Source organism: Thauera sp. ZXT1-4 (assembly GCF_052598215.2).
This window is the reverse complement of the sequence record NZ_JBQWSN020000021.1, coordinates 13797-40087: the sequence shown is the minus strand read 5'-3', so window position 1 is coordinate 40087 and position 26291 is coordinate 13797. Positions and strand designations below refer to the sequence as shown.

Here is a 26291-nt window from a genome sequence, read left to right as displayed (position 1 = left end):
GCCGCAGCCTCAGCCGTAGATCTTGCACATCCCCGGCATGCTGACCGGATTCGAGAAGTAGCCCAGCACGCTGAAGAACAGCGACAGCAGCAGCAGTATCAGCAACAGCCGCCGATGCCGGCGCACCCAAGCCACCAGCCCGGCGACCCAGCCGGAGAACCCGGGCGGACGCGGTGTGTTCATCGGACCGTGACCGTCATATCCTGCACCGTGTGCCACCCGGCCTCATTCGAGGCGCAGGAAATGATCCCGGTAATGACGCAGTTCGGCGATCGACTCATGGATATCGGCGAGTGCGGTATGGCTGCCGGCCTTCTTCACGCCCTCGTACACCTCGGGCCGCCAGCGCCGCGCGAGCTCCTTGATCGTGGACACGTCGAGGTTGCGGTAGTGGAACCAAGCCTCGAGTTGCGGCATCCAGCGCGCCATGAAGCGGCGGTCCTGGCACACCGAGTTGCCGCACATCGGCGAGGTGCGCGCCGGCACGTACTGCTGCAGGAATGCAAGCATCTGCGCCTCGGCCTGCGCTTCCGACAGCGTCGAGGCGCGCACGCGATCAATCAGCCCGCTCTTGCCGTGCGTGTTGCGGTTCCACTCGTCCATGGCATCGAGCACGCTGTCCGGCTGATGCACGGCGATCACGGGCGATTCGGCAATCACCTCCAGCGACTCGTCGGTCAACACCACGGCCATCTCGATGATGCGGTCGCGGTCGGGTTCAAGGCCGGTCATCTCCATGTCCAGCCATATCAGGGTCTTCGGGTCCTGTGCCATAATCGTCCGGCCTATGTGAGCACCAAAGCGGGTACCTCGGCGGGCACCCCGGGTGCGAAACAATCAAGGGCGCGATTGTGTCACAGTTCCTGCCCGCTTCCTGCATCACCCACGGAACCTAGATGAACGCCCCTGATTCCTTCAGCCTCCTGTTCCTGCTCGCACTCGGCGCCGGCCTGATCGTGCGACTGTGGCTGCTGCACCGCCACGCCTGGCATGTGAAGGCCCACCGCGATACGGTGCCCTCCAGCTTCGCCGGCGCGATTCCACTCGCCTCGCACCAGCGTGCCGCCGACTACACCTTCGAGCGCGCACGCCTGGGTGCCATCGACGCGGTCGCCGGGGCTGCGCTGACACTGGCGCTGACACTGGGCGGCGGCCTGGACATACTGCACACGCTGTGGGCGCAGTTGCTCGTGCCTGGCGAGATCGCACACGGGGTGGCACTGCTTGCCAGCCTTGGCGTGGTGGGCTGGGCCGTCGAGCTGCCGTTTGCGCTGGTACGCACCTTCGGCATCGAGCGTCGCTACGGTTTCAACCGCATGACCCCGCGGCTGTTTGCCACCGACATGCTGCGCGAAGGGGCGCTGGCGGTCGTGATCGGCTTGCCGCTTCTCGGGGCGCTGCTGTGGATCACGCAGTCCATGGGAGCGTTGTGGTGGTTCTGGGTGTGGCTTTTCTGGCTTGGCTTCAACCTGCTCGTGATGGTGGTGTGGCCCACGTTCATCGCCCCCCTGTTCAACACCTTCACCCCGCTCGCCGACGAAGCCCTGAAGGCACGTGTCGAAGCGCTGCTCCAGCGCTGCGGCTTTCGCGCCAGCGGCGTGTTCGTGATGGACGGCTCGCGCCGTTCCGCACACGGCAACGCATACTTCACCGGGCTGGGTGCGACCAAGCGCATCGTGTTCTTCGATACGCTGCTCGACAAGCTCGAGCCCGACGAAGTCGAGGCGGTCCTCGCGCACGAGCTCGGCCATTTCCGCCGCCGGCACCTGCTCAAGCGACTGGCCGTGCTGGCGCCCGCCAGCCTCGCCCTGCTCGGCCTGCTCGGCTGGCTGATGAGCCAGCCCTGGTTCTTCAGCGGCCTGGGCATGCGCGCACAGGACATGGCGAGCGCCTTCGCGCTGTTTTTCATCGCCCTGCCGGTATTCACCTTTCCGCTCGCGCCGGTGCTGAGCCACTGGTCGCGCACGCACGAGTTCGAGGCCGACGACTACGCCGCGCGCCAGACCCGCGCCGAGGCGCTGGTCCGCGCACTCGTCAAGCTCTACCGCGACAACGCGGCGACGCTGACGCCGGACCCGCTCTACTCCCGCTTCTTCGATTCCCACCCGCCCGCCGCGCTGCGGGTGGCGATGCTGCAGTCAAGACAGTCGGCATGACCACGATAGAGAGGAGACAGACATGAACAGGACGACCCTTGCCGCGATGCTGGCCCTCGGCCTTCCCTTCGCCGCGCACGCCGACCCCTTCCCCGGCGCAGATCATGCACAGGCCATGGACATGCACAAGCGCATGTGTGTCGAGTGCCACGAGCAACGCTTCGGCGGCGAGGAGGGTTCGGCAATCTACCTGCGCCCTGATCGCCGCGTGAGTTCGCCCAGCGCGCTATCCCAGCAGCTGACCGCCTGCACGACGATGCTCAACCTCGACCTGTTCCCCGAGGACGAGCACCACCTCGCCGGCTATCTCAACAGCAAGTACTACAGGTTCGAGTGAGAACACGCGCACGCCCCGGCTCATCGAGCCCCCACCGGACGCACGGACGTATCGTCGCCGCCTTCGGCCGCCACTACGAGGTCGACACCGCCGCCGGCCACCTGCAGTGCTACCCGCGCGGCAAGAAAAGCAGCTACGCCTGCGGCGACGAGGTGGAGGTCGTGCCCGGTGGAGATGGCCAGGGCGTGATCGAGGCGCTCACCCCGCGACGCAACCTGCTGTGGCGTTCGGACGCGTTCCGCGAGAAGCTGATCGCCGCCAACCTCAGCCACATCATCATCGTGGTGGCGACCGAACCCGGGTTCTCCGACCTGCTGGTATCGCGCTGCATCGCAGCGGCCGAGAGCCAGGGCATCACGCCCCTGATCGTTCTCAACAAGGCCGACCTGACGAACCGGCTCGCCGGCGCGCGCAGGCAGCTGGAGCCCTTCGCCCGGCTCGGTTACGAAGTGCTCGAAGTCTCCGCGCTCGAGGGTGCCGATGGACTTCGGCGGCGCCTGAGTGGGTTGCGGGCGATCTTCGTCGGCCAGTCGGGCATGGGCAAATCGACGCTGACCAACGCCATCATCCCCGAGGCGCAGGCCGCCACGCGCGAGATTTCGGACGCGCTGGACTCGGGCAAGCATACGACCACCTTTGCCCGCCTGTATCCGCTACCGGCAATACCCGAAGGCCAAGGGAAGGAGAACGGCACGGGCGATGCGGGCTGGCTGATCGACAGCCCCGGACTGCAGGTGTTCGGCCTCGCTCACCTGTCCGCGGACGATCTGGCCGAGGCCTTCGTGGAGTTCCGCCCCCACCTCGGGCACTGCCGCTTCCGCGACTGCCGGCACGACAGCGAGCCGGGCTGCGCACTGCTCGCTGCGCTGGAAGCGGGCGAGATCCACGCCCGACGCTGGGAACATTTCTGCACGATCCGCGGCGAGATCGCAGAGGCGCGCCGCCTGAACCCGGGCTGGTGAAACGCGCTCAGTCTGCCAGCAGGAACGCACGCACCACGCTGATCTGCGCCGGATCCATCAGCATCGGCGCATGGCCAACGCCGGGAAACTCCACCGTCTGGGCGCACGGCCCACGCCCGGCCATGGCGGCAAATGTGCCGCGCTCGAGCAGGTCGGACTCGGCGCCGCGCAGCGCCAGTGTCGGGCAGCGCACACCTTCATAGATCGGCCACAGATCGACGTCGGACACGATGGGCGTATTGCGGAAGGCATCGCCGATGCCCGGGTCATACACCATGCGGAACCCCCCTTCGCCGTCGTCGGTGGCGCCCACCGAATAGCGGGTGAGATGCTGCCACTGTGCGTCGGACAGCGGGCCGAAGGGCGCGCTCACCTGGCGGATGTAGCGCTCCGCAGCCCCGATGTCGGGAAACCGGGGCGCAGTGCCCACGTATTGCCCGATGCGGATCAGTGACGAGGCGGTGATCACCGGGCCGACATCGTTCAGCACCAGGCGCGTGATCGGCGTCTGGGGCTGGCTGGCGAGCAGCATCCCGATGATGCCCCCCATCGAGGTTCCGACCCAGTGCACCGTCTCCACGTCGAGTCGGGCAATCAGCGTCACCATGTCGGAGAGATAGACCGGAAAGCCGTAGTCCGTCTTCACCCCCAGCCACTCGCTGCGTCCGCGCCCGACCACATCCGGGCACACCACGCGATACTCCCCCGCCATCGCCCGGGCGAGCTCGTCGAAGTCGCGCCCGTTGCGGGTCAACCCGTGCACGCACACCAGCACGCGCGGATTCTGCGGATCACCCCATTCGGTGTAGGCCATGCGGTGCAGGCCATGCGGCCCCATGCACTGTACGCTGCGCTCGCGCGGCGAGCCTGCGGAGCGCGGGGTAGCCGGGGCCGGCGTGAAGAGACTTCGGAGCGAATCGAACAGGGACATGATGAGGAGGCGCGCTGCGCAGTCGGGTAGCCGGGCTTCAAGTCTAGCCCGAAGCGGCACCTTCCCGCAGGAAGGAAGCACCGCAAAAGGAGGAGCTACCCGCGCAGCGCTGGCGGGCTGCCCCCGCCCTCAGCCGCCCTCCTGCCCACACTCAGCGCCCGTGCCAGTAGCGTTCACCCGACACCCGCGCGGCAGACACCGACACCCCCTCTTCTACGCGGTCGCTCACGTCGATGCGGATCGCCCCCTGCGCATCCGTGCGCCAATTGCGCGCACCCACATCCGCCCAGCGTGCCCACACCTCGGGGTGTGGATGGCCAAAGGCGTTGCCATGGCCTGCCGTATGGACCACATGCTCGGGCAGTACCGCATCGACAAAGCGCGCTGATGAAGCGGAGCGGCTGCCATGATGTGCGCTCACCACCACCTCGGCGCGCAGGCCATCTTCCCCGTGTGAAGCAAGCAGCGACGCCTCGACCCGGATGCCGATATCCCCCGGAAGAAGAAGGCTCCCGCCTGCGCCACGCACGCGCAGCACGCATGAGGCATCGTTATCGTTGCCCGGCGGCCGCGATGAATCCGCCCCCTGCGATGGATGCAGGAACTCGAACAGCACGCCATCCCACGCCCAGGACTGACCTGCCGCACAGGCCATTCGTACGGGTACGGCGACCGCACGAGGCCGTCCCTTCATCCTGTGCTCATGCGCACCCGGCACAGCCTCGGTCTGCCCGGCGATCACCTCGGCCACCGGCACACCGGCCAGCACCGAGGCCGCGCCCCCGACGTGATCGGCATCGGCATGGGAGAGCACCAGCCGATCCAGCCTGCGCACACCAGAAGCGCGCAGATAAGGCAGGATCACCCGCTCGCCCGCGTCACTCGCGGAACCCCAGGCAGGCCCGGCATCGAACAGCAGGTCGTGCGAACGCGTCTGCACATGCACCGCAAGGCCCTGCCCGACATCGAGCACCTGCGCGACGAATCCGCCCTGCGCGGGCCGCGAAGGCTGCCACACGAGCAGACTCGCCAGCACGAGCGGAGCGGCCACCCGTCCTGGCGTGCCCCGAGGCAACAGCAGCGCCGCCACGGCCGCAAGCCCCACCGCAGTCAGCCATGGAGGCGGCGGAGCGTGCTCGTGAAAGGCATAAGGCAACGCCGCCATCCATTCCAGCGCCTTCATCATCAGGCCCGCCACGGCATCCGCGGGCGCCAGCAGCACAGGATGCGGCCAGGCGATGGCGAGCAAGGTCAGCGGCGCGATGACCAGACTGACGAGCGGCACTGCAAGCAGGTTCGCCAGCGGTGAAACGAGCGGAAAGGACTGGAACTGCGCGATCAGCAGCGGCATCAGGGCGAAGCTCACTGCGAGCTGGATGCGGACCGCCGCACGCCAGCCGCGCACCGCATGCGGCCGGCCGCCGAGCGTTGCCAGAATCACCGCGACCGCACCGAAGGACAGCCAGAACCCTACCGACAGCACCGCCCATGGATCCACCACGAGCACCCCCAGCAAGGCCAGCGCGAGCACCTGAGAGGGCGCCACCGAGCGCCCGCCGAACAGCGCGAGCACAGCCGCGAGCAGCATCAGCCACGCGCGCTGCACCGGGATTCCCAGACCGGAGAGCAGCGCATAGCCCCCTGCAGCGATGAGCGCACCCAGTGCAGCCGCCTTCTGTGCAGGACAGCGCAGCGCCAGCACCGGAGCACGCCGCCAGACCGCCCCCAACGCACCACCGCACAGCAGGCCGACCAGTGCAACATGCAGGCCGGAGATGGACACCAGATGCCCGACGCCCGTGCGGCGGAAGATGTCCCACTGCGCGGGGGATATCTCACCGCGCTCCCCTACGGCCAGCGCCACCAGCAGACCGGTCTGTTCACCAGCAGGAAGCGCCGCGTGGAGCGCATCGCGCACCCGCGCCCGCAGACGGTGCACATGATGCATGAACCGGTCAGGCTCCGGGTCGAGCAGCACCGCCTTGCCGCGGACGTATCCGGTGGCGCGGACACCGCGCCCGAGTTGCCAGGCCTCCTGATCGAAACCGCCGGGGTTGGCCAGGCCGCGCGGGCGGCGCAGGCGCACCTCGAACGACCACTGCTCGCCGGCCTGAAGCGCGGGCGGCAATGCTCCCGTCCGCCGGTCGGGGTACCAGGAGAGCTCCGCGCGGGAAGGCAGGCCGGGGAGAGACGGATCGAGCTCGAACACGAAACGCCAGCCACCCTCGCGCGCGCTGGGGAGACCGGCCACGCGCCCGTGCACGACGACGTCGACGCCCTCGAGCGCACTGCCAAGCTGGTCCTGCAGCCGCAGCTCGGCGCGCCAGGCGGTCCACGAGACCCCTGCACCGAAGGCCAAGGCCGCCATCGCCATCCCCATCGCCACCGAAAATCCTGCGCAACCGCGCGCACCGGAGCACCGGGCACGCAGCAACGCGCACGCCAGCGTGGACGGCACGGCGAGCAGCAGCACAGCCAAACCTGCCACCAGCCAGCCGTCCAGCGCTGCGCGCGTCTGCACCAGGCACACGCCAGAAAGGAAGGCTGCCGCGAAGATCTTCATGCCCGAATAATGCCGAAGGCATGTTCAAGGCGCTACTGGACAGCACTTTCCGCCTGCCTTGTACCCTCCTGCGAGCCAAAACAAAAGCCGCTCCGAAGAGCGGCCTGGCAGACGCTGCAGCCCTGCGCTCAGACCCTGAACCGGCTCGCCTGCTGGCGCAGTGCGCTGGCCAGCGCCTCCAGGGTCTCTGCCGTCGACGCCGTCTCGCGCACCGTACCGCTGTTGTGCTCGGCCATGTCGGCGATACGCTCAATATTGCGAGCAATCTGCGTGCTCGCCTGGCTCTGCTCGTTGAGTGCGGTCGAGATCTCGCGCACCGCATCGAGCACCTGCCCGGCACCGGTGCTGATCTGCGCCATCGACGCCCCGGCGCGGTTGCTCATCTCGACACCATCGCGCACCCGCGTCACGCCCTGCTGCATGGTTTCCACGGCACGCTCGGTCCCCTGCTGGATCGCCACCACCATGCCGCTGATCTCCTGCGTGGCCAGCGAAGTACGTTCCGCGAGCTTGCGCACCTCGTCGGCCACCACTGCGAAGCCACGGCCGCTTTCGCCCGCGCGTGCGGCCTCGATCGCCGCATTGAGGGCGAGCAGGTTGGTCTGGTCCGCAATGTCGCGGATCGCATCGACGATGGTGCTGATCTGGTGCGATTTTTCGCCCAGCGCCTGGATCGCCTCGCTCGACATATCGACCGCCTGCGCGATGCGCTCCATCTCGGCGACCGACTTCTGCATCACCTCGCGCCCTTCCGCCGAGAGCCTGCCCGAGTCCTCGGCCAGTTGCTGGGCAGTGGCGGCGTGATGGGCAATCCCATCGACCCCGCTCGACATCTCCTCGACCGCGGCGGCCACACCCGAGGCGGCATCGCTCTGCGTCTCGGAGCCCTCCAGCACCTGCCGTGCAGACGCGTTGAGCTCGGTCGCGGCGCTGCCCACCTTTTCTGCGCCTTGCTGAATCTCGCGAATCAGGCCGGAGACCTGATTCGCCATGGCGTTGAACTGGTTTGCCACCTCGGCAAGCTCGTCATGCGCGGAGAACACCACCCGCACCCGATAATCCCCCGCGGCAAAGGCCTGCGCCCCAGCCGAGAGCTCGCGCACCGAGCGCAGGATCGCCAGATAGACGCCGATGAACAGATAGGCCGCGAGCACCATCGCCACCGCCGAGATGACGATCTGCGTCATCAGCCGCTGGTTGAGCGACGACAGGCGCGCCTCCAGCAGGCGACCGGTTTCGGGACGCAGCACCTGGTCGAAGTTGCGCACCGCGGTGTCGATCGCTCCGGTGACGAGTTCGAAGAAGGCCGCCGAGCTGATCGTGAAGCGCTGGTCGAGCACCTCCTGCTCGGCGGTCGTGCGCACCTGCGCCACCGCGCTGGAAATCTCCTGCCCCATCGTACCCAGGCGCCCTGACAGGGCCGCATTGGCGCGCGCGGTGCGCTGCAGACGCTCGAGCAGTGCGGATTCTGCGCGGTTGATCTCCGCAAGCAGGGAGACGACGCCATACTCGTCCGTGCGCAGCAGTTCGCGCCGCGCGACGATGTTCGTGCCACGTGCGCGCAACTGGCCCAGACGTTCGCTGAGTTCCGGCAACGTCTGCAGCATCGGCGCGATGAGGTTTGCGCTCGCCTGCTCAGGGTCCAGGGCCAGACCGGATACGTCACCCAACTCCCCGAGCCAGCGCAGCATCAGCCCGATGGTCTGGGTGTGTGCAGCGAAGTTCTCCGGGCCGCTCAGGCGAAGGCCGGTGTCAGCCAGGGCAAGAAGCTCGGCGCGCGGCTTCTCCCAGCCTGGCTTGAGCACGGCCCAGGCAGGGTCGGCGGCGATCGCTGCATCAAGCGCGTTCATCGCAGCCTTCAGCTCGACGGCCTTCTGCTCGCGCCGCGGCACGAGGTCGCTGGACCCGCCGAGCACGCCGGCAGAGAGGCCGCGGTGCTGCTGGGTCTTGAGGATGACCGCGAAACCGGCATCGAAGAGCTCGAGTCCGGCGATCTCCTGCTGGGTGACCCGGATCTCCTCGCGCAGGCTGGTGAAGATCTGCGACAGCAAGACCAGCGAGGCCGCCGCACAGACGAGAATGATGAGACCGAACTTGAACGGATAGCTGAGCCTGTCAAGCAGGCGGATGGCGGGCAGGAAGAGCAGTTTCATCGTCGTGGGCCGGCCCGGAAGCCGAAGCTGGAAAGAGATGAATTGTCTATCGACTGCCCCTGCGGAAACTTTAAGATTTGCGAAAAGTGGATCGAAACGTCAGCACAGACGTCCGTCCACCAGACGAAGCACCCGTTGCGCGCGGGCCGCGAGCGCCTCGTCGTGCGTGACGATCACAAAACTCGTCGCCAGCCGCTCGTTGAGCGAGAGCATCAGCTCGAACACCGTTTCGGCGGTGCGCCGGTCGAGGTTTCCGGTGGGTTCGTCGGCCAGCACGCAGGCGGGCTGCGACACCAGCGCCCGGGCGATCGCCGCACGCTGGCGCTCGCCGCCGGAGAGCTCGCCCGGCGCGTGGTCGAGGCGATGTGCGAGACCCACTTCGCCAAGCATCTGCGCAGCGCGCTCGTCGGCCTCGGCGCGTGGCACGCGCCGGATGTAGAGCGGCATCGCGACGTTCTCGAGCGCGGAGAACTCGGGCAGGAGGTGGTGGAACTGGTAGACGAAACCAAGCGCCTCGTTGCGCAGGCGGCCGCGCGCCGTTTCCGATAGCCCGGAAAAGTCCTGCCCCATCAGCCGCACGCTGCCCGCGCTGGGCACGTCCAGCCCGCCGAGCAAGTGCATCAGCGTGCTCTTGCCGGAACCGGAAGCACCTACGATCGCGATCCGCTCGCCGCGCCGCACCTCGAGGTCGATCCCATCGAGCACCCGCACCGCATCGACCCCCTCGCGAAAATGCTTCGAGAGCCCCGAGCAGGCCACCACGGAAGCCTGCTCGCCGGTCCTGCCCATGGCCTCACTCATAACGCAGCGCCTCCGCCGGATTGACCCGCGAGGCCCGCCAACTTGGGTACAGCGCGGCCAGCAACGTGAGCACGAAGGAGACCGAGACGATGGTCACCACATCCGCGCCGAGCACTTTCGAGGGCAGTTCGTTGATGTAATAGATTTCCTTGTTCCACAGGGTTGCGCCGGTCAGCGCCTCCAGCGCAGGAATCACGACATCGAGATTGTTGGCGATCGCCAGCCCTCCGATCACCCCCGCCGCAAGCCCCACCAGGCCGATGATCGACCCCTGCAGCACGAAGATCGTCATGATCGAGCCCGGGCTCGCACCGAGGGTGCGCAGGATGGCGATGTCGGCGTATTTCTCCTGCACTGCCATCACCAGCGTGGACACGATGTTGAAGGCCGCCACCGCCACGATCAGGAACAGGATCAGCGTCATCATCGTCTTCTCCAGCGCCACGGCACGGAAGAAGTTGGCATGGCTGCGCGTCCAGTCGGACACGATGAGCCCCGGCTCGGTGATGCTCAGCGCCAGTTCGCGCGCCACGCGCGGCGCGCCGAACAGATCGTCGAGCTTGAGGCGCACCCCGCTCACGGCGTCGCCAAGCCGGTACAGGGCCTGAGCGTCGGCCATATGCACCAGGGCCAGCCCCGAGTCATATTCGTACATGCCGGCCTCGAAGATGCCCACCACCTCGAACTGCTTCACCCGCGGCAGCACCGCGGCGGGGGTCACCAGTCCCTGGGGCGCGATCAGCGTAATCTTGTCGCCAAGCCGCGCGCGCAGCGCAAACGCCAGATCCCGCCCCAGCACGATTCCGAAACGCCCGGGCTGCAGCGCGTCGAAGCTGCCCACCTGCATGTAGCGGGCAAAATCGGCCACCTTGTCCTCCTCGGCCGGAATCACGCCGCGCACGATGGTGCCACGCACGCCCTCGTCGAACGAAAGCATGCCCTGCTCCTGCACGTAGGGCGCAGCGGCCAGCACCGAGGGGTGGCGCATCGAGTCGTCGGCAACCTGTTGCCAGCGCAGCAAGCCACCCTCCGGGCTGTGTACCTGCACATGCGAGGCCACGCCCAGGATGCGCGTGCGCAGTTCTTCCTGAAAGCCGTTCATCACCGAAAGCACCACAATCAGCGCGGCGACCCCCAGCGCAATGCCGAACATCGACACAAGGGAGATGAACGAGATGAAGCGGTTGCGTCCCTGCGCCCGCTTGCGCGAGCGCGTGTAGCGCAGGCCGACGAGAAATTCGTAGCGCATCGGAGTGTTCGGGTCCCGGTTCCACATGGCAAGGGCCCGAATTGTGCACGGCCAGGACCGCACTGGCGAGCCCGAAAGGCATGTGAATGTAAGCATCGTCACGATCCGTCCTCTATAGTTCGAGGAGGCGACTGGCTCCTCGGTGGGAATCGTGGAAAACTGCAGACATGCAATCGAGGATGAATGCCCATGAGCGTGGCGACCCCAAAGCCAGCCTCATTCCAGACCGGCTTCACCCTGCTGGACCGCAAGTCGGTTGCCTGGGTGGCACTGGGCCTTGCGCTCGCGGTGACGCTGGTGACGTGGCGTCATTTCGACCTGCAGTTCGAAAGCCGCACCCAGGAGCGCTTTCGGCTGCGCGCTGAAATCGAGCACGGGCTGCTGCTATCGAAACTCGAGGCCTATGAACAGATGCTGCGCGGGGTCGCCGGATTATTCGCGGGGAGCGAACGCGTGGACCGCTGGGAGTGGAGCGCCTATATCGAAACCCTCGACCTGAAGCGCTTTCTTCCGGGCGTACAATCCATCGGCTACGCCCCGGTGTTCGGCGCGGACAAGCGCGCAACGGTCGAGCGCGCGGTGCGCGCAGAAGGCTTCCCCGGCTTTCGCATCCATCCGGAAACCGAGAACGACACGCAAAGCAGCATCGTGTTCATCTCGCCGCTCGACGCAGTGAATGCCCCCGCCTTCGGCTACGACATGCTCACCGAGCCCAAGCGCAGGGCTGCAATGGAAGCCGCTCGCGACAGCGGCACCACGGCGCTGAGCGAAGCGGTGATGCTGATCCAGAGCGCTCCGGAGCGGCCCATGCCGGGGTTCCTGATCTATCTCCCCGTCTACACCGCCCATGCGGACGCAGAAGCCTCACCCTCACCGGATAACAAGCTGCAGGGCTACGTCTTCGGCGCATTTCACACGCAGAGGATCATGGAGCGTGTGTTCGGCGTATCTCCCGGCGCGATGGGCGTGGAGCTCTTCGACGGCAGCGTTGGCGAGCACCAGCGGATGTTCTCGAACGTGCCGGACGGGCATGCCTCGGCATTCAGCGCCACGCTGCCGGTCGAGTTCGGCGGGCGCACCTGGGTCGCACGCTTCAGCAGCACAAGGCACTTCGAGACCCTGGCGGTCAACCGCACGCCTGCGCTTGTACTGGTGGGCGGCCTCGCCCTTGACCTGTTGCTGTTCGCAATGCTTTACATCAATGCGCATCACCGCCAGCGCATGTCCACCGCCGCGACGCGGCTGGCCGACAGCCGCGAGCAGTTCCGCACCCTGGTGGAAAACGTGCCGGGGGTGGTGTTCCGCTCCGAGCCCCGAGCCCCATGGCGCTTCATTCACGTCAGCCAGCGCATCGAAGGCCTCACGGGAGCAGACGCACCGCGTTTCATGAACGGGGAGCTCACCTTCGGCGACTTCATGGCCGAGGATGACATCCCGCACGTGTCCACGCGGATCGAGCAGGCGATCGCCACGCACAGCCCATACGAAGTCGAATACCGCATCATCGACCGCAGCGGGCGGCAGCGCTGGGTCAGTGAGCGCGGGCAGGCGCATGTCGATGCCACGGGGCAGGCGCAATGGCTGGACGGCGTGATCGTGGACATCACCGAACAGCGCGCTGCAGTCGAAGCCGTGCGCAACCTGGCCTTCGTGGACACGCTGACGCAGTTGCCCAACCGCCGCTTCCTGCTCGACCGCCTGCGTCAGGGCATTGCCAACAGTCGCCGCAGCGGGCGTCATGGTGCCCTGCTCTTCGTCGATCTGGATCACTTCAAGATGGTCAACGACATGCACGGGCACGACGCGGGTGACCAGCTCCTGTGTGAAGTCGGCACGCGGCTGCGGCAAAGCGTCCGCGAAGGCGACACCGTTGCCCGGCTGGGCGGGGACGAGTTCGTGGTGATGCTCGAAGACCTGGGCGACACCAGCGCGGAAGCCAGCGAAAAGGCCCAGCATATCGCCGAGAACGTCCTCGCAGCGCTCAACCGCCCCTTCATTCTCGACGGCAAGGCCTGCCACAACACGCCAAGCATCGGCATCAGCGGCTTCAGCGGTGCGGACGAGCGCGCCGAAGACCTGTTGCGCCGTGCGGACGAGGCGATGTACCGCGCCAAGGCCGGCGGGCGCAACCGCTTCGCAACCACGCCGCAGGCGATCGCGTAGTCGTCAGGCTCGGCCGCGGCGCGGCCTCCCGACCTGCGGGGGGTTTCCGGCTGTGGGCTTGGATCCGCTCTTGGGTGCGCTCCCGGGCGCACTGCTCGGCACCTTCTTGCGGGCACAGTGCCCGCCTTTCTCCTTTCGCGCCCCTGCCGCAAGCGCTGCGCCAGGCTGGTGGCGCGGAACGAGGCAGTGCGGGCCGTTGCCGATCAGGTCTGCGCGCCCCATCTGCGTCAGCCCCTCGCGCAGGGTCGGCCAATTTTCCGGGTCGTGCCAGCGCAGGAAGGCCTTGTGCAGCTTGCGGATCTTCCCCGCACGAGCCGTTTCCACAACCTCGGAATCGGCCGAGACCTTCTTCAGCGGGTTCTTGCGCGCGTGGTACATCGTGGTCGCCAGCGCCATTGGCGTGGGCAGGAAGGTCTGCACCTGATCGAGGCGGAAGTTGTTCTTCTTCAACCACAGCGCCAGGTTCAGCATGTCCTCGTCGGTGGTGCCCGGATGCGCAGCGATGAAGTACGGCACCAGATGCTGCTTCTTGCCCGCCTGTGCCGAGAACTTCTCGAACATCTGGCGGAATTCCTCATACGCGCCGATGCCCGGCTTCATCATCTTGGAGAGCGTGTTCTCCTCGGTGTGTTCGGGCGCGATCTTGAGCAAACCGCTGACGTGATGGGTGACCAGTTCCTTGACGTACTCCGGTGAACGCACCGCGAGGTCGTAGCGCAGTCCCGAGCCGATGGTGATGCGCTTGACCCCGGGCACCGCACGCGCCTTGCGGTAGAGCTCGACCAGCGAGGAATGGTCGGTGTTCAGGTTCTCGCAGATGCCCGGATACACGCAGGACAGTCGGCGGCAGTTCTCCTCGATCGCCTTGCTCTTGCAGGCCATGCGGTACATGTTGGCGGTCGGCCCGCCGAGGTCGGTGATGTGGCCCTTGAAGTCGGGCGACTTGTCGCGGATCTCCTCGATCTCGTGGAGGATCGATTCGTGCGAGCGGCTCTGGATGATGCGCCCCTCGTGCTCGGTGATCGAACAGAAGGTGCAGCCGCCGAAACAGCCGCGCATGATGTTGATCGAGAACTTGATCATGTCCCAGGCCGGGATGCGTGCATCGCCGTAACTCGGGTGCGGTGCGCGGGCGTAGGGGCGGTCGTAGACGAAGTCCATCTCGGGCGTGATCAGCGGCACCGGCGGCGGATTGATCCACACGTCGCGCGCACCCGGCCCTTCGCCATGGCACTGCACCATCGCGCGCGCGTTGCCCGGGTTGGATTCGAGGTGGAACACCCGAGAGGCGTGGGCGTACATCACCAGGTCGTCCTTCACCTGCTCGTAGGACGGCAGCCGGATCACCGTGCGCGCGCGGTCGGCGCGGCGCGCGGCCACTCGCTCGGCCGCCGGCACGATGCGCACCGGCTGCGCACCGTCGGCGGCAGCCTTGGGCGCGGCGGCCGTCGGCTCCATCGCGTAAGGGTCGGGATGCGCATCGATGCGGCCCGGTCTGTCGAGCGCGAGCGAATCGACCTCGTGCCATTCGTTCGACGGCTGCCAGCCGGGCTTGACCATGAAGGCCGTGCCGCGCAGGTCACGGATCGCCTCGATCGGCTCGCCCGCTGCCAGCCTGTGGGTCAGCGCCACCAGCGCACGCTCGGCATTACCGAACAGCAGGATGTCGGCCTTCGAGTCCGGCAGCACCGAGCGCCGCACCTTGTCCGACCAGTAATCGTAATGCGCGATCCGGCGCAGCGAGGCCTCGATGCTGCCGATGACGATCGGCGTACCGGGGAAGGCCTCCCGGGCGCGCTGCGCATAGACCGTGACCGCGCGATCGGGCCGCTTGCCCGCCTCGGCGTTGGGCGTGTAGGCATCCTCGGAGCGGATCTTGCGATCCGAGGTGTAGCGATTGACCAGCGAATCCATGTTGCCGGCGGTGATGCCGAAATACAGACGCGGCTTGCCCAGTGCGCGGAAAGGCTCGGCCGAATGCCAGTCCGGCTGGCTGAGGATGCCGACACGGAATCCGTGCGCCTCCAGCAGACGCCCCACCAGCGCCATGCCGAAGCTGGGATGGTCAATGTAGGCGTCGCCGGTCACCAGGATGACGTCGCACTGGTCCCAACCGAGCGCGTCCATCTCCTTGCGCGACATGGGCAGGAAGGGCGCAGCGCGGCGGCCCGCGACTGCACCGTCGACGATGCTGGAAACCTCTGATTCGACAACGGAAAGCGCGGTGCGGGAGGCAGGGTGTGGTCGCATGATGGGCGCCATTGTATAGGGCGTAACGAGCCGGTGCGCCACCGTTACGCCCCTGCCCGCCGGGTACTGCCCGTCACACTCGTCCCGGACCACGATCCGGTGTCCCCCCGGGCGCGGGCGGGCGCAACCGACCTGGCCCACCGGACGAGCCGAACGACAGCTTTTCGATTCTGCAACGTAGAACTACCGACCCGTTGCTGCCGTTGTGTTTTGAGGAAACCTGCCGCTCAACGTCGAAGGTAATCTGCAGCTGGAGCGCGAAGCGCGGAGAGCACAGGCAACGCAGCCTACCGGGCGTCCGGTCGACCGAAGTTTCATGAATCGGGCGCGAGAGACAGCCGCTCAATGGCCAATGCGCGTTGGCGATAGGCTTCGAATGCCTTTGCGATAGCACCGTGAAACTCCTAGACAATTTCGAGGAGGGCAGTGCACGCCCCAGCCCGGAGTTCGATAAAGTTATTCTCGATTCTAATATTTGGCAGAGATGCCAAGAACAATGAAAACTCCCTGTCGTTTGCAATCTCCCCGCCATAGCCCTGCTGATGAACATGGACATTGCGAATACGGAAGACGTGAGCCATATTCTTCCAAATATCCGGTGGTGGCCCCTCAAACTTAGCGAAAGTATCTAGATAGAGCTTGTGTTGCTCAAGAGTCGAGCCCTTTATGTGGCGTACCTCAATAGCGCAGCGTTCGATTACCCGGACACGGTGGGCAATATCGCCGAGTGTTGCCTCGATGTGGCTACAAAGCTGCACGACGAATGCAGACCGAATGCGAACGCCAAAGATATCTTGCCAGTGAATGGGATAGTTCCACTGCCAGAATTCCTCCTGGTCTTCCTCCGTGAGAGAGGTGATATTTTGTTCAAGCACCTTTATCTCAGCGGTTTCCGAGGAGTAAATGATCTTCTCCATCGTCTCTATGAAAAAACGAGAACGTTGCAGCTCATCGGTGGCGTAGAGAGGGCCAACCAGACCTGAGCCTTCTAGGACATTGCGGCGAAACATCTCGCGATGGAGTTCAGTCGGCTTCATTAGGTCAAGAGGCATAGCTCTCCGAAAACTCTTTGGGTTTCATGCCCACCGCTTTTGCCCGCGAGCAAAAACATTTATTGCGATTTTCTTTCCTACGTTTTCTGGCTTACAACAGTACAGACCAGGGCCATATGGACACCCCCAATATCTCGTGCTGCCCGGGTGACGAGGATTGGGCTGCTTCCGATCACGCAGGATCGATTTCTCACCACACCCAGCACATATTTTTTCTTTCGGCCCGAGGCCAAGCATTTTCAGCAAACCCATCAGAATGTCCTCCCCAATCAAAATTTTCCGTTTATGCCTCTCATGCCGTACCTGTAAGAATATAGTTTAGGAGCTAATCCAGAGCGCCCATCTTTCATTAGCATTCAAAATGAAAAACGTTTCAAGATTTATTTTATTGCCCTCTATTTAATAGAGTAACTTTCATTGGCTTTATGTTTCCCAGGTCAAAGATGTAAACATAGGTTGTTTTGATGTCCTTGTGAGTGGATTTTATTAATGGCTTTTCTGTTAAATCGCTCACAAGTTTCTCTAGGTAGAACCCCCGCCCTTCCTCTGAATTGAGGTGCGAAATGAGATTGTGGATTTGGATTAGATCAAGCTGAGCAGCATTCTGCTCGAGATTTACAAGAGAAATAGTTTTAATGAAGGTCAGCTCATTAACTGAGTTGGTTATTTGTACATCACAAATCCCGTCACTGTAGGATACTGAAACCCCCACAAGCGTCGTTACAAAGTCTATTTTTAAAGGGACTCGTGAATTAAGTTCTGCTGCCCTATCTTTGATACTGGTGCATTCAGATTCTGCCGTTTGTGGCGAGCAAGCGGCAGCTATTAGTGCTACAGAACCAAGAGCTAAGTAAAATCCCAGCTTTTTAATTTTCATAGCAGACATCGCACTCAATATGAACATTAAGCTTGGCTGAAAAACTAATCTGCCAGCCGAGTCCTGTTAATAAAAAAATATTTTATGCATAAAGCTTGATATTGTAAAAAGCGGCACGCAATCAAAAATGGCAAAACAAAATAGGAAGCCAAATCATGAGTTTGTGCTTTTCATTCTAAAAATAAGTACGTAGCATACCTCTATGTTCAGATGACCGCTATCCGGTTCGGATGGCCAGTGACGGCTTCTGGCCGGAAGTCGCTATTGAAAAGGCAAAGTCTTATAGCTGCCGTTGATCGTCAGTCGGGCCAAACAGCGAGCCCTGGGTCAGGCCGAGCAGCGCCCCCGATCAACGAGCCCCCTTTACCACAACCGCGCATCAGGCCTGTATTCGATCCGACGCGTCTTCACCCGCCCCGCATCCGGGTGCGCCGGGTTGAGAAGGTAATTCCACCCCACCGGCACCACCACCGATGGCACACGCAGCAGCAAGGCGCTGCCACGCGCCAGCCAGTCGTCGCCAAGGTGCTGCGACACCGCGCAGCCCACCGACCAGTCGACGTTGTCCGCATCCCAGCCTTCAGGGAGCACGACCGTCTCGGCTGCTGCCACGACCGCAGCGGGCAGCATCGCCTCGACCGCGACCAGATCCCGTGGCGGGCGTAGCGGGGTATGCACGCGCTTCTCGAGTTGCGCCAGGGCCAGGCTGTCCGCCAGGTAGATGACCGGCCTGCCCACGCTGTTCCAACGACCGCCGACGGCCGCCGCACCGTTGCCTGCACACGAGAAATCCTCCGCGACGCACAAGCGCACCCCGGTTTCGAGATCGACCCAATCCTGCGCCAGCCGCCACAAGGTGGCCCTGCGCGCAGCCATCAGGCAGCAGTGCCGGCCATGATGCGACGCAGGGCGTTCATCACGGCCTGGTGGCCCGGCGTGGTGGCGAGCAGTTCGATGGGGATCGCGCCGCCGAGCGCCGGGATCGGCGCAGCCAGCCATTCGCGGGCCGCCGCCTCATCACCGAACACGCGCGCAGCGGCGCGTTCGACATCGATCAGCCGGGCGACGCGATCGGAGTCATCCTGCGACAGGGGCTTGCCCTCGCGCACACGGCGATCGTAGGTGGCCGGCGCCACACCCAGCAGCTGCGCGAGGCTGCGTCCGCTGCGGCCGAAACGGTGGGCGAACGCGTCCAGCGAACCCGTATCAAACCCCTCGCGCACCATGTGATCGCGCTCGAGGGCCGATGCTGCGTGCAGGTAGTGCTCGATGCTCGCACCGCCAAGGACGCGCCCTGCGACGTAGGCGGCAGTGGGTTCGCGGGCGGTGGAAGGCGTCGTCTTCATGCTGGCCCCATGCAATCATGTGATTCTTTCATGTGCATCAATTGAAGGCTTTGCGCCGGCTTCTGTCAACTCGCACCCAACAGGCTCATCCGGGGCCGCTGCCCACCACGGGCGCGGGCTGGCGCGCGGCAGATGCCCCCTTGCACATGCTAGACTCGTGCCGCTCCCCATGATGCGCTTTCGATGCAGATCCAGCTCCTGATCCCCGGCCTGCTGTGGCCTACCGCAACCCTGCTCGGCCCCGCTTCCGGGCTGACGCTCGATGGGCTCGCCACCCTGCTCGGCCGCGGGTCGCGCTCGGTGCGCGATTTCGAGCCCTACGATGGTCAACGGGCAGGGCTGTTCGGCTTGCACGGCGCGCCACTTCCCCTGGCTGCACTCAGGCGCCTCGGCGAAACGAGCGCGCAACCCCCGGACGAAGACAGCCACTGGCTATGCGCAGACCCGGTCAACCTCTCCTTCGCCCGCGAGCACCTGCTGCTGCAGGGTTTCGACGACGGCCAGCTGGCGGCGGAGGAAGCCGCCGAACTGGTCGCTGCGCTCAATGAAATCTTCGCCGACCTCGGGGCGTTCGAGGCCTGCACCCCGACACGCTGGTATCTTCGGTTGCCGAAGGCCACGAACGTCACGCTGTACCCCCTGGACGACGTCGTCGGCCGACCGGTGAAGCACTTCCTCCCCGAGGGCGAGGACGCTCGGCTGTGGCAGCGCACGATGAACGAAGCGCAGATCGTGCTGCACAATCACGCGCGCAGCCGGGCACGCGAGGAATCCGGCCAGCGGCCCGTCAACAGCGTGTGGCTATGGGGCGCGGGGGAACTCGAGCCCATGCCGCGGGCGCCGGCGGCCCTGGTACAGGCCACCGACCCGCTCAGCATCGGGCTCGCACGTGCCGGCCGATGTCCGGTCGCTGCACCCAACCTCGCTTCTGCGTTGAAGCAGGACACGCTGGTCGTGCTGGACGACCTGCGCCGGCCCGCGCAGGTGCTCGATCTCGACGCCTGGCGTCGTGGCCTCCAGGCACTCGAACGCGACTGGTTCGCCCCGCTTGCCGACGCGCTGCGGCGCGGCCAGCTCGACACCCTGTGCATCACCGCACCAGGCGACCGCGGCACGCTGGTGGTCAAGAACCGCGGCAGCGACCGCTGGAAGTTCTGGCGCAAACCCTATGCTTTCGAGGCGCTGCTGAAGTCGATTGCCCCGGCACCGCTGACGACTTCCGGGCCGCCCTCGCCCCCGAATACACATTCCGACCGATGACCCGCATCCAGTCCCGCCCCGTATCGCAGCAAGCCTTCGCCCGCCTCGCGGACGCCGGCCTGCACCCGCTGCTCGCCCGCCTGTACGCCGCGCGCGGCATCGCTCGCGCCGACGAGCTCGACACCCGCCTCAAGAACCTGCTGCCACCCGAAGCGCTGACCGGGACGCAGGAAGCCGCCGTGTTGCTCGCCGACGCCATCGAGGCCGGCGCGCGCATGGTAATCGTCGCAGACTATGACTGCGACGGCGCCACCGCCTGCGCGGTGGGCATGCGCGCGCTGCGCGCCTTCGGCGCCGACGTACATTACCTGGTGCCCGACCGCGTCACCTTGGGCTACGGCCTCACCCCCGCCATGGTCGAGATCGCCGCGCGGCTCGAGCCCGACGTGCTGATCACGGTCGACAACGGCATCGCCAGCGTCGAGGGCATCGCCGCGGCACGTGCGCACGGCATGGCGACCGTGATCACCGACCACCACCTGCCCGGCGATGTATTGCCCGAGGCCGACGTGATCGTGAACCCCAACCAGCCCGGCTGCGATTTCCCGAGCAAGGCGCTGGCTGGCGTCGGCGCGATGTTCTACACGATGCTCGCGCTGCGCGCCGAACTGCGCGAGCGCGGCGCCTTTGCCGGCGGCACGGAGCCCAACCTCGCCGACCTGCTCGACCTGGTGGCGCTCGGCACCGTGGCCGACGTGGTCAAGCTCGACCGCAACAACCGCATCCTGGTGGCACAGGGTCTTGCGCGCATGCGCGCCGGCCGCATGCAGGCCGGTATCCGCGCGCTTTTCGCCCTTGCCGGACGCGATCCGGCACGCGCCAGCACAATGGATCTCGGCTTCATGATCGGCCCACGGCTGAACGCCGCCGGGCGGCTATCCGACATGAGCCTCGGCATCGAGTGCCTGATCACCGACGACGCCGGGCGCGCGATGAACATCGCCCAGGAACTCGACAAGCTCAACCGCGAACGCCGCAGCATCGAAGCCGGCATGCAGGAAGAAGCGCTCGCGCGCCTGGCCGGGATCAATGGGGAAGTAAGCTCCGGCAACCGCGCCACCGTGGCGTTGTTCGAGCCCGACTGGCACCAGGGCGTGATCGGCATCGTCGCCGGCCGCATCAAGGAAAAGCTGCACCGCCCCACCATTGCCTTCGCCCGTGCCAACGACGGCGAGCTCAAGGGCTCCGGGCGCTCGATCCCCGGCCTGCACCTGCGCGACGCGCTCGATCTCGTCACCAAGCGCCAGCCCGACCTCATCGTGCGCTTCGGCGGCCACGCCATGGCGGCCGGACTCACCATCCGCGAATCGGAACTCGCGCGCTTCGACGCAGCCTTTGAGGAGGTGGTAAGCGAGTTGCTCGAGCCCGCACAACTCGAGCGACGCATCGACACGGACGGCAGCCTGGAGTCGGGCTACTTTGCGCTCGACGCCGTGCGCATGCTCGACAACGAGATCTGGGGCCAGGGCTTTCCCGCGCCGGTGTTCGACGACGTGTTCCGCGTCGAGCGCCAGCGCCTGCTCAAGGACAAGCACCTCAAGCTCGAGCTCTCGCGCGGGGGCAGCCGCTACGAGGCCATCCAGTTCAACCACGCCGAAGGTGCGGCCGCACAGATCCACGCCGCCTACCGGCTGGGCATCAACGAATACCAAGGGGTGTCGAGCGTGCAGTTGATGGTGGAGCACTTCGAGGCAGCCTGATCCGGGCACCCGCCCGGACGAAACCCGCGCGACCGCACACACGGACGTGCGACTTCGTATGGCGCGAGGTCGCTGACAAGTCCGCCCGCACCGCGCTGCACTGCACTGCGATGGCCGTCCGCGAAACGATGCGGCACGAAACGATGCCACACACGCCCATCGACTCATGGCCGGTATAATGCGCGGTTTTCCAGATTCAGCCGGAGCCGCAGCCATGGAAGCCGAACGCCAGAACGCCATCGCCGAAAAACTCGCCGACCTCGCCGCCCGCGGTCGCGAACTACGGAGGTATCTTTGACTACGATGTGAAAGCATCGAAGCTCGAAGAGGTTAACCGCGCACTGGAAGACCCGGCGGTCTGGAACAACGCCGAACGTGCCCAGGAGCTTGGCAAGGAAAAGCGCCAGCTCGAAGACGTGGTGCTGACGCTGCAGCAGATCGACGCGCAGTCGCGCGACCTCAAGGATCTCTACGAGCTCGCCGAGGCCGAGGACGACGACGACACCTTCGAGGCGGTCGAAGCCGACCTCGTCGAGTTGCAGGAGGCGATCGAGAAGCTCGAGTTCCGCCGCATGTTCAGCAACCCAATGGACCCGAACAACTGCTTCATCGAGATCCAGGCCGGCGCCGGCGGTACCGAGGCGCAGGACTGGGCAGGCATGCTCGAGCGCATGTACCTGCGCTACGGCGAAAAGAAGGGCTTCACCGTCGAGCTGATGGAAGAGACCGAGGGCGAGGTCGCAGGCATCAAGAACTGCACGATCAAGTTCTCCGGCGAATACGCCTATGGCTTCCTGCGCACCGAGACCGGCATCCACCGCCTGGTGCGCAAGTCGCCGTTCGACTCCAACGCGCGCCGCCACACCAGCTTCACCTCGGTGTTCGTGTTTCCCGAGGTCGACGACTCGATCGAGATCGAGATCAACCCCGCCGACCTGCGCATCGACACCTACCGCGCCTCGGGTGCGGGCGGCCAGCACATCAACAAGACCGACTCCGCGGTGCGCATCACCCACGAGCCCACCGGCATTGTCGTGCAGTGCCAGAACGACCGCTCGCAGCACAAGAACAAGGCTGAGGCCATGTCGATGCTGAAGGCGCGCCTGTACGAGGCCGAACTGCGCAAGCGCCAGTCCGAGCAGCAGAAGCTGGAAGACTCCAAGAGCGACATCGGCTGGGGCCACCAGATCCGCAGCTACGTGCTGGACCAGTCCCGTATCAAGGATCTGCGCACCAACTACGAGGTCGGCAACACCCAGGCCATTCTGGACGGTGACCTGGACGACTTCATTGCGGCGAGCCTGAAGCAAGGCGTCTAAGGTTTGACTGACCCTTTCCTGTCCGACTTCCTCGCCGCAGGCGTCGACGCCGACGAGGTGCCCGAGCTCGCGGCGCTGGCCTCGGCCCGTCCGCTACTCGACGCCTTCATCACGCTCTTCCGCGGCACCGAGCCCGAGGTGCTGATGCGCCTGCTGGTGCTGCGCGAGATCGGGCGCGAAGCGGACTCGCCGCGCTGGGCGCCCGAGGCCTTGCGCGCGCGCTTCACCTACCTCGACCCGGTCAAGCTCGAAACGGTGTTGAAGCGCCTGCGCGACAACGCCCTGCTCGCGATCGGCGAGGACGGCCACTACGCGCTGTCCGACATCGGCCGCAACGCGGTGGCGGCGATCGCCATGCTGCTGCGCTTCGGCGAGGAAGAAGACGCCGAGCTCGGCTTCCTCACCGCCCAGCTCGCCGGCCTGCAGGCCGTGGGCGGCGTCACGGCCGAATCCCTCGGCCATCTGCTGTCCAAGCTTAACGACCTCACCTGGCACTTCGAGGAGGCGATCGCCTCGGGCTCCGAGTTTCGCATCCTCGATGCACGTCGCCGGCTGTCGGCCAACGGGCGCTGGCTGGAGCGCGGCACCGAGCTGCTCAACAAGCTGCTTGCCGACCCCGAGGTCGACTTCGACATCGCCCGCGTTGCCCAACGCATCGGTCTGGCGCAGTCACGTCTCGCACGCGCAGACGCCTCTTTCCAGCGCGCGCTCAACAAGATCGAGTCGCAGCGGGTAACGCTGGGCGCCTCGGGCATCTCGTCCTCGGACGTCTCCGCCTGGCTTCGCAGCCTGGATGCGGATGCGCTCGCAGGGCTCGCGTTCGACGCGTTCGCCGCGGTGCCCGAGCTCGCACTGCTGGCCGGTGGTCACGAATTGCTCGACCGTGCCGAAAGCCAGCTCGACGGCAATGCGGTGACCGCCGCGATCGACGCGCGCCTGCCGCCGCCCGACGACACCTCGGGCGAGGTCGCGCCACACACCGAAGACCTGCGCCTGCTGGAGCATTTCACCCACCGTCTCGAAGGCCTGCCGGCGCCGCAGCCACTCCAGCGCGTGATCGCCGGCGGCGGCTTCGCGCCGGCAAGCTACCGTCTGTCGCTGCTCGCCCTGCTTGCGGATGGCGCCCGTACCGGTCCCGAGGGCGGCTCGGAGGATGGCCCAGTGAGCAGCTTCATGCGCCTGCCGCTGGAGGTCGAGTTTGGTGACACGCTCACCGCCGTCGGCGAAGACGAGATCGCCGCGATCACGCTCGGCGAAGTGCGCCCACGCAACACCGCCACGGCCTGAGCCGCCAGGACTGCCCATGGAACACGAACTCAAGACGCTCACCGCCCGGCTGCTCGCGCAGCGCTGGCTGCCGCGCAGCGACAAGCAGGTGCGCCGCGCGCTGGTAGACGAAACCTTCCGCCTCGAGCTCGACCGGCGGCTGGCCGACGTCGGCCTGCGCCTGCTCGACAACCCCTACGCCGCCCATGTCGGTGTAGCACTGCAGTCCGAAATGGCCGAGCCGGTGTTCGGCGGTGGGCGCGAATACGCCGCCAGCAATCTGGGCCTCACGCGCGACGAGATCGCGCTGCTGGTGATCCTCTGGTCGCTGATCGTGCTGCCCAAACGCGAGCGTCAGGTCACCCGCCGCGAACGGATCGACGACGGCCAGACCGACCTCTTCGGCGGCGCCGACAAACCTGTGGCACATGGCGAGTCCGTGTCCGGCACACTCACCGAGGCTTCGCTGATCGCCGACTTCGGCCCGCGCCTGGGCGGGCGCACAAAGGTACGCAACTTCATGCTCGGCAAGCTCGCCCGCCTCGGCTTCATCGAGCGCCGCAACGGCCTGATCAGCGAAGGCCCCCTGCTCGACCTTGCGCTCGACTACCGGGTGATGGCCGACCGCGTCATCCACGGCACGCTCGGTGAGGTGCTCGCCGCCGCCGGCCACGCGATGCCTGCGGCCAATGCCTTGGACTTTGCCGACGTGCTCCCCGACGAGGAAGACGCCACGGAAGAGGAGCGCTGAATCCATGGCCCTGCCCGACATCCACCCCGCGCACTACGAAGAGCAGCTTTCCACCAAGCTCGCGCGCTACCGCGCCGACTTCGCCGAATTCGACCTGCCCGAGCCCGCGGTCTTCCGCTCCGCGCCGCTGCACTACCGCCTGCGCGCCGAGTTCCGCCTGTGGCACCACGAGGGCCGCATCGACTACGCGATGTTCGACAGTGCGGACCCGAAGCAGCCCATCCTGCTCGAAACCTTCCCCGCCGCCGCCGAACCCATCGCCACCCTGATGCCGCGCCTGCGCGACGCCCTGCAGGCGAGCGAGCCGCTGCGGCGCAGGATCTTCCAGGTCGAGTTTCTCGCCACGCTGAGCGGCGAGTGCCTGGTGAGCCTGGTCTATCACCGTCCACTCGACGAGGCCTGGGAGGCGGCCGCGCGCGCGCTCGCCGCCGACCTGCAGATCCAGCTCATCGGCCGCAGCCGCAAGCAGAAGATCGTGCTGGATCGTGACTGGGTGCAGGAGGTGCTCGAGGTCGACGGCCAGCGCCTGCGTTACCAGCAGTTCGAAGGCAGCTTCACCCAGCCCAACGGCGGCGTGAATCAGCACATGCTGACCTGGGCGCGCACGCAGGCCAAGGCAGTGGGCGCACGCTCGCAAGGCCCGGGCGACCTGCTTGAGCTTTACTGTGGCAACGGCAATTTCACCGTCGCGCTGGCGCCGCTGTTCGGGCGTGTGCTCGCGACCGAAATGAGCAAGACCTCGGTGCGCGCCGCACACACCAACCTCGCCGACAACGGCGTGGGCAACGTCACCATGGTGCGCATGGCGAGCGAGGAGATCAGCGACGCGCTCGCCGGCGGGCGCCAGTACCGTCGCATGCAGGGCGTGGACCTGGCCGGCTACCGCTTCAGCACGCTTTTCGTCGACCCGCCGCGCGCCGGCCTCGACGACGGCACGATTGCGCTCGCCCGAGGCTTCGACAACATCCTCTACATCTCCTGCAACCCGGAGACCCTGCGCGCCAACGTCGCCGCGCTCGCCGCCACCCACCGCATCGCCGCGGCGGCAGCCTTCGACCAGTTCCCCTACACCCACCACCTCGAGTGCGGGCTGCTGCTGCAGCGGCGCTGAGCCTCACCGCGACCCCGGCCCATGTTCCACATCAAGACTCTCGA

General features: G+C 65.9%; 22 protein-coding genes. 10 read left to right on the top strand and 12 right to left on the bottom strand.

Features of this window, described 5'->3' with window-relative positions; genetic code table 11:
- Positions 1–9: 9 nt before the first annotated feature.
- Positions 10–183 (bottom strand): hypothetical protein, encoded by a 174-nt coding sequence (locus tag ACUH78_RS14405; protein ID WP_418363191.1) that lies wholly within the window; start codon positions 181–183, stop codon positions 10–12.
- 42 nt (positions 184–225) lie between these two features.
- The gene (gene orn, locus ACUH78_RS14400) at positions 226–774 is read right to left on the bottom strand and encodes an oligoribonuclease (protein ID WP_418363192.1); all 549 of its coding nucleotides are present in this window, start codon (positions 772–774) and stop codon (positions 226–228) included.
- Positions 775–896: 122 nt separating this feature from the next.
- Between orn and ACUH78_RS14395 the strand changes: the two genes are divergently transcribed.
- From ACUH78_RS14395 to rsgA, 3 genes are read left to right on the top strand one after another with little or no spacing between them, the layout of a single operon-like run.
- Positions 897–2156 carry a M48 family metallopeptidase gene (locus ACUH78_RS14395; protein WP_418363193.1) on the top strand — a complete coding sequence of 420 codons (1260 nt, stop codon included), beginning with the start codon at positions 897–899 and terminating at the stop codon, positions 2154–2156.
- 22 nt (positions 2157–2178) lie between these two features.
- Positions 2179–2493 carry a hypothetical protein gene (locus tag ACUH78_RS14390; RefSeq protein ID WP_418363194.1) on the top strand — a complete coding sequence of 105 codons (315 nt, stop codon included), beginning with the start codon at positions 2179–2181 and terminating at the stop codon, positions 2491–2493.
- Positions 2490–3455: a ribosome small subunit-dependent GTPase A gene (rsgA, locus tag ACUH78_RS14385; RefSeq protein ID WP_418363195.1), complete on the top strand. Its 966-nt coding sequence runs from the start codon at positions 2490–2492 to the stop codon at positions 3453–3455. Before ACUH78_RS14390 ends, rsgA begins: the two co-directional genes overlap by 4 nt.
- A gap of 7 nt (positions 3456–3462) precedes the next feature.
- Here rsgA and ACUH78_RS14380 read toward each other — a convergent pair whose 3' ends face one another.
- The 5 genes from ACUH78_RS14380 to ACUH78_RS14360 all read right to left on the bottom strand — a co-directional run bounded on the left by ACUH78_RS14380 (position 3463) and on the right by ACUH78_RS14360 (position 11152).
- Positions 3463–4386 (bottom strand): alpha/beta fold hydrolase, encoded by a 924-nt coding sequence (locus ACUH78_RS14380; protein ID WP_418363196.1) that lies wholly within the window; start codon positions 4384–4386, stop codon positions 3463–3465.
- 151 nt (positions 4387–4537) lie between these two features.
- Positions 4538–6949, bottom strand: a complete 2412-nt coding sequence (locus ACUH78_RS14375) for a DNA internalization-related competence protein ComEC/Rec2 (protein WP_445333804.1) — start codon at positions 6947–6949, stop codon at positions 4538–4540.
- A gap of 128 nt (positions 6950–7077) precedes the next feature.
- On the bottom strand, positions 7078–9102 hold the full coding sequence (locus ACUH78_RS14370) for a methyl-accepting chemotaxis protein (protein ID WP_418363198.1): 2025 nt from the start codon (positions 9100–9102) through the stop codon (positions 7078–7080).
- A 99-nt stretch (positions 9103–9201) separates the two neighbouring features.
- Positions 9202–9903: a lipoprotein-releasing ABC transporter ATP-binding protein LolD gene (gene lolD / locus ACUH78_RS14365; RefSeq protein WP_435751113.1), complete on the bottom strand. Its 702-nt coding sequence runs from the start codon at positions 9901–9903 to the stop codon at positions 9202–9204.
- A complete protein-coding gene (locus tag ACUH78_RS14360) occupies positions 9896–11152 on the bottom strand; it encodes a lipoprotein-releasing ABC transporter permease subunit (protein WP_435751112.1) in 1257 nt (418 codons plus the stop codon). Before ACUH78_RS14360 ends, lolD begins: the two co-directional genes overlap by 8 nt.
- Positions 11153–11341: 189 nt before the next feature.
- Between ACUH78_RS14360 and ACUH78_RS14355 the strand changes: the two genes are divergently transcribed.
- The gene (locus tag ACUH78_RS14355; protein ID WP_445333803.1) at positions 11342–13315 is read left to right on the top strand and encodes a CHASE domain-containing protein; all 1974 of its coding nucleotides are present in this window, start codon (positions 11342–11344) and stop codon (positions 13313–13315) included.
- A gap of 3 nt (positions 13316–13318) precedes the next feature.
- Here the strand turns inward: ACUH78_RS14355 and ACUH78_RS14350 are convergent, their stop codons facing one another.
- The 5 genes from ACUH78_RS14350 to ACUH78_RS14330 form a co-directional block, all read right to left on the bottom strand.
- Entirely contained in the window at positions 13319–15457 is a 2139-nt protein-coding gene (locus tag ACUH78_RS14350; protein WP_445333808.1) for a YgiQ family radical SAM protein, read from the bottom strand.
- Positions 15458–15969: 512 nt separating this feature from the next.
- Positions 15970–16617, bottom strand: a complete 648-nt coding sequence (locus tag ACUH78_RS14345) for a hypothetical protein (protein ID WP_445333802.1) — start codon at positions 16615–16617, stop codon at positions 15970–15972.
- A 385-nt stretch (positions 16618–17002) separates the two neighbouring features.
- Entirely contained in the window at positions 17003–17503 is a 501-nt protein-coding gene (locus tag ACUH78_RS14340) for a hypothetical protein (RefSeq protein WP_445333801.1), read from the bottom strand.
- A 354-nt stretch (positions 17504–17857) separates the two neighbouring features.
- Entirely contained in the window at positions 17858–18370 is a 513-nt protein-coding gene (locus ACUH78_RS14335; protein WP_418363211.1) for an RES family NAD+ phosphorylase, read from the bottom strand.
- The gene (locus ACUH78_RS14330) at positions 18370–18840 is read right to left on the bottom strand and encodes an Xre family toxin-antitoxin system antitoxin (protein WP_435751094.1); all 471 of its coding nucleotides are present in this window, start codon (positions 18838–18840) and stop codon (positions 18370–18372) included. The genes ACUH78_RS14335 and ACUH78_RS14330 overlap by 1 nt, the downstream gene beginning before the upstream one ends.
- Before the next feature lie 183 nt (positions 18841–19023).
- Here ACUH78_RS14330 and ACUH78_RS14325 point away from each other — a divergent pair, with 183 nt between their 5' ends.
- The 6 genes from ACUH78_RS14325 to trmA all read left to right on the top strand — a co-directional run bounded on the left by ACUH78_RS14325 (position 19024) and on the right by trmA (position 26247).
- A complete protein-coding gene (locus ACUH78_RS14325) occupies positions 19024–20100 on the top strand; it encodes a hypothetical protein (protein ID WP_435751093.1) in 1077 nt (358 codons plus the stop codon).
- Positions 20097–21800: a single-stranded-DNA-specific exonuclease RecJ gene (gene recJ / locus ACUH78_RS14320; RefSeq protein ID WP_435751092.1), complete on the top strand. Its 1704-nt coding sequence runs from the start codon at positions 20097–20099 to the stop codon at positions 21798–21800. The genes ACUH78_RS14325 and recJ overlap by 4 nt, the downstream gene beginning before the upstream one ends.
- A 214-nt stretch (positions 21801–22014) precedes the next feature.
- A protein-coding gene (gene prfB / locus ACUH78_RS14315) for a peptide chain release factor 2 (RefSeq protein WP_418363215.1) occupies positions 22015–23119 on the top strand; the annotation gives its coding sequence in 2 pieces (ribosomal slippage) (positions 22015–22095 and positions 22097–23119; 1104 coding nt in all).
- A 3-nt stretch (positions 23120–23122) separates the two neighbouring features.
- Complete coding sequence (locus ACUH78_RS14310) at positions 23123–24406, top strand: hypothetical protein (RefSeq protein WP_418363216.1); 1284 nt, start codon at positions 23123–23125, stop codon at positions 24404–24406.
- Positions 24407–24422: 16 nt separating this feature from the next.
- Positions 24423–25136: a hypothetical protein gene (locus ACUH78_RS14305; RefSeq protein WP_418363217.1), complete on the top strand. Its 714-nt coding sequence runs from the start codon at positions 24423–24425 to the stop codon at positions 25134–25136.
- A gap of 4 nt (positions 25137–25140) precedes the next feature.
- Positions 25141–26247 carry a tRNA (uridine(54)-C5)-methyltransferase TrmA gene (gene trmA, locus ACUH78_RS14300; protein ID WP_445333800.1) on the top strand — a complete coding sequence of 369 codons (1107 nt, stop codon included), beginning with the start codon at positions 25141–25143 and terminating at the stop codon, positions 26245–26247.
- The last annotated feature ends 44 nt before the right edge of the window (positions 26248–26291 follow it).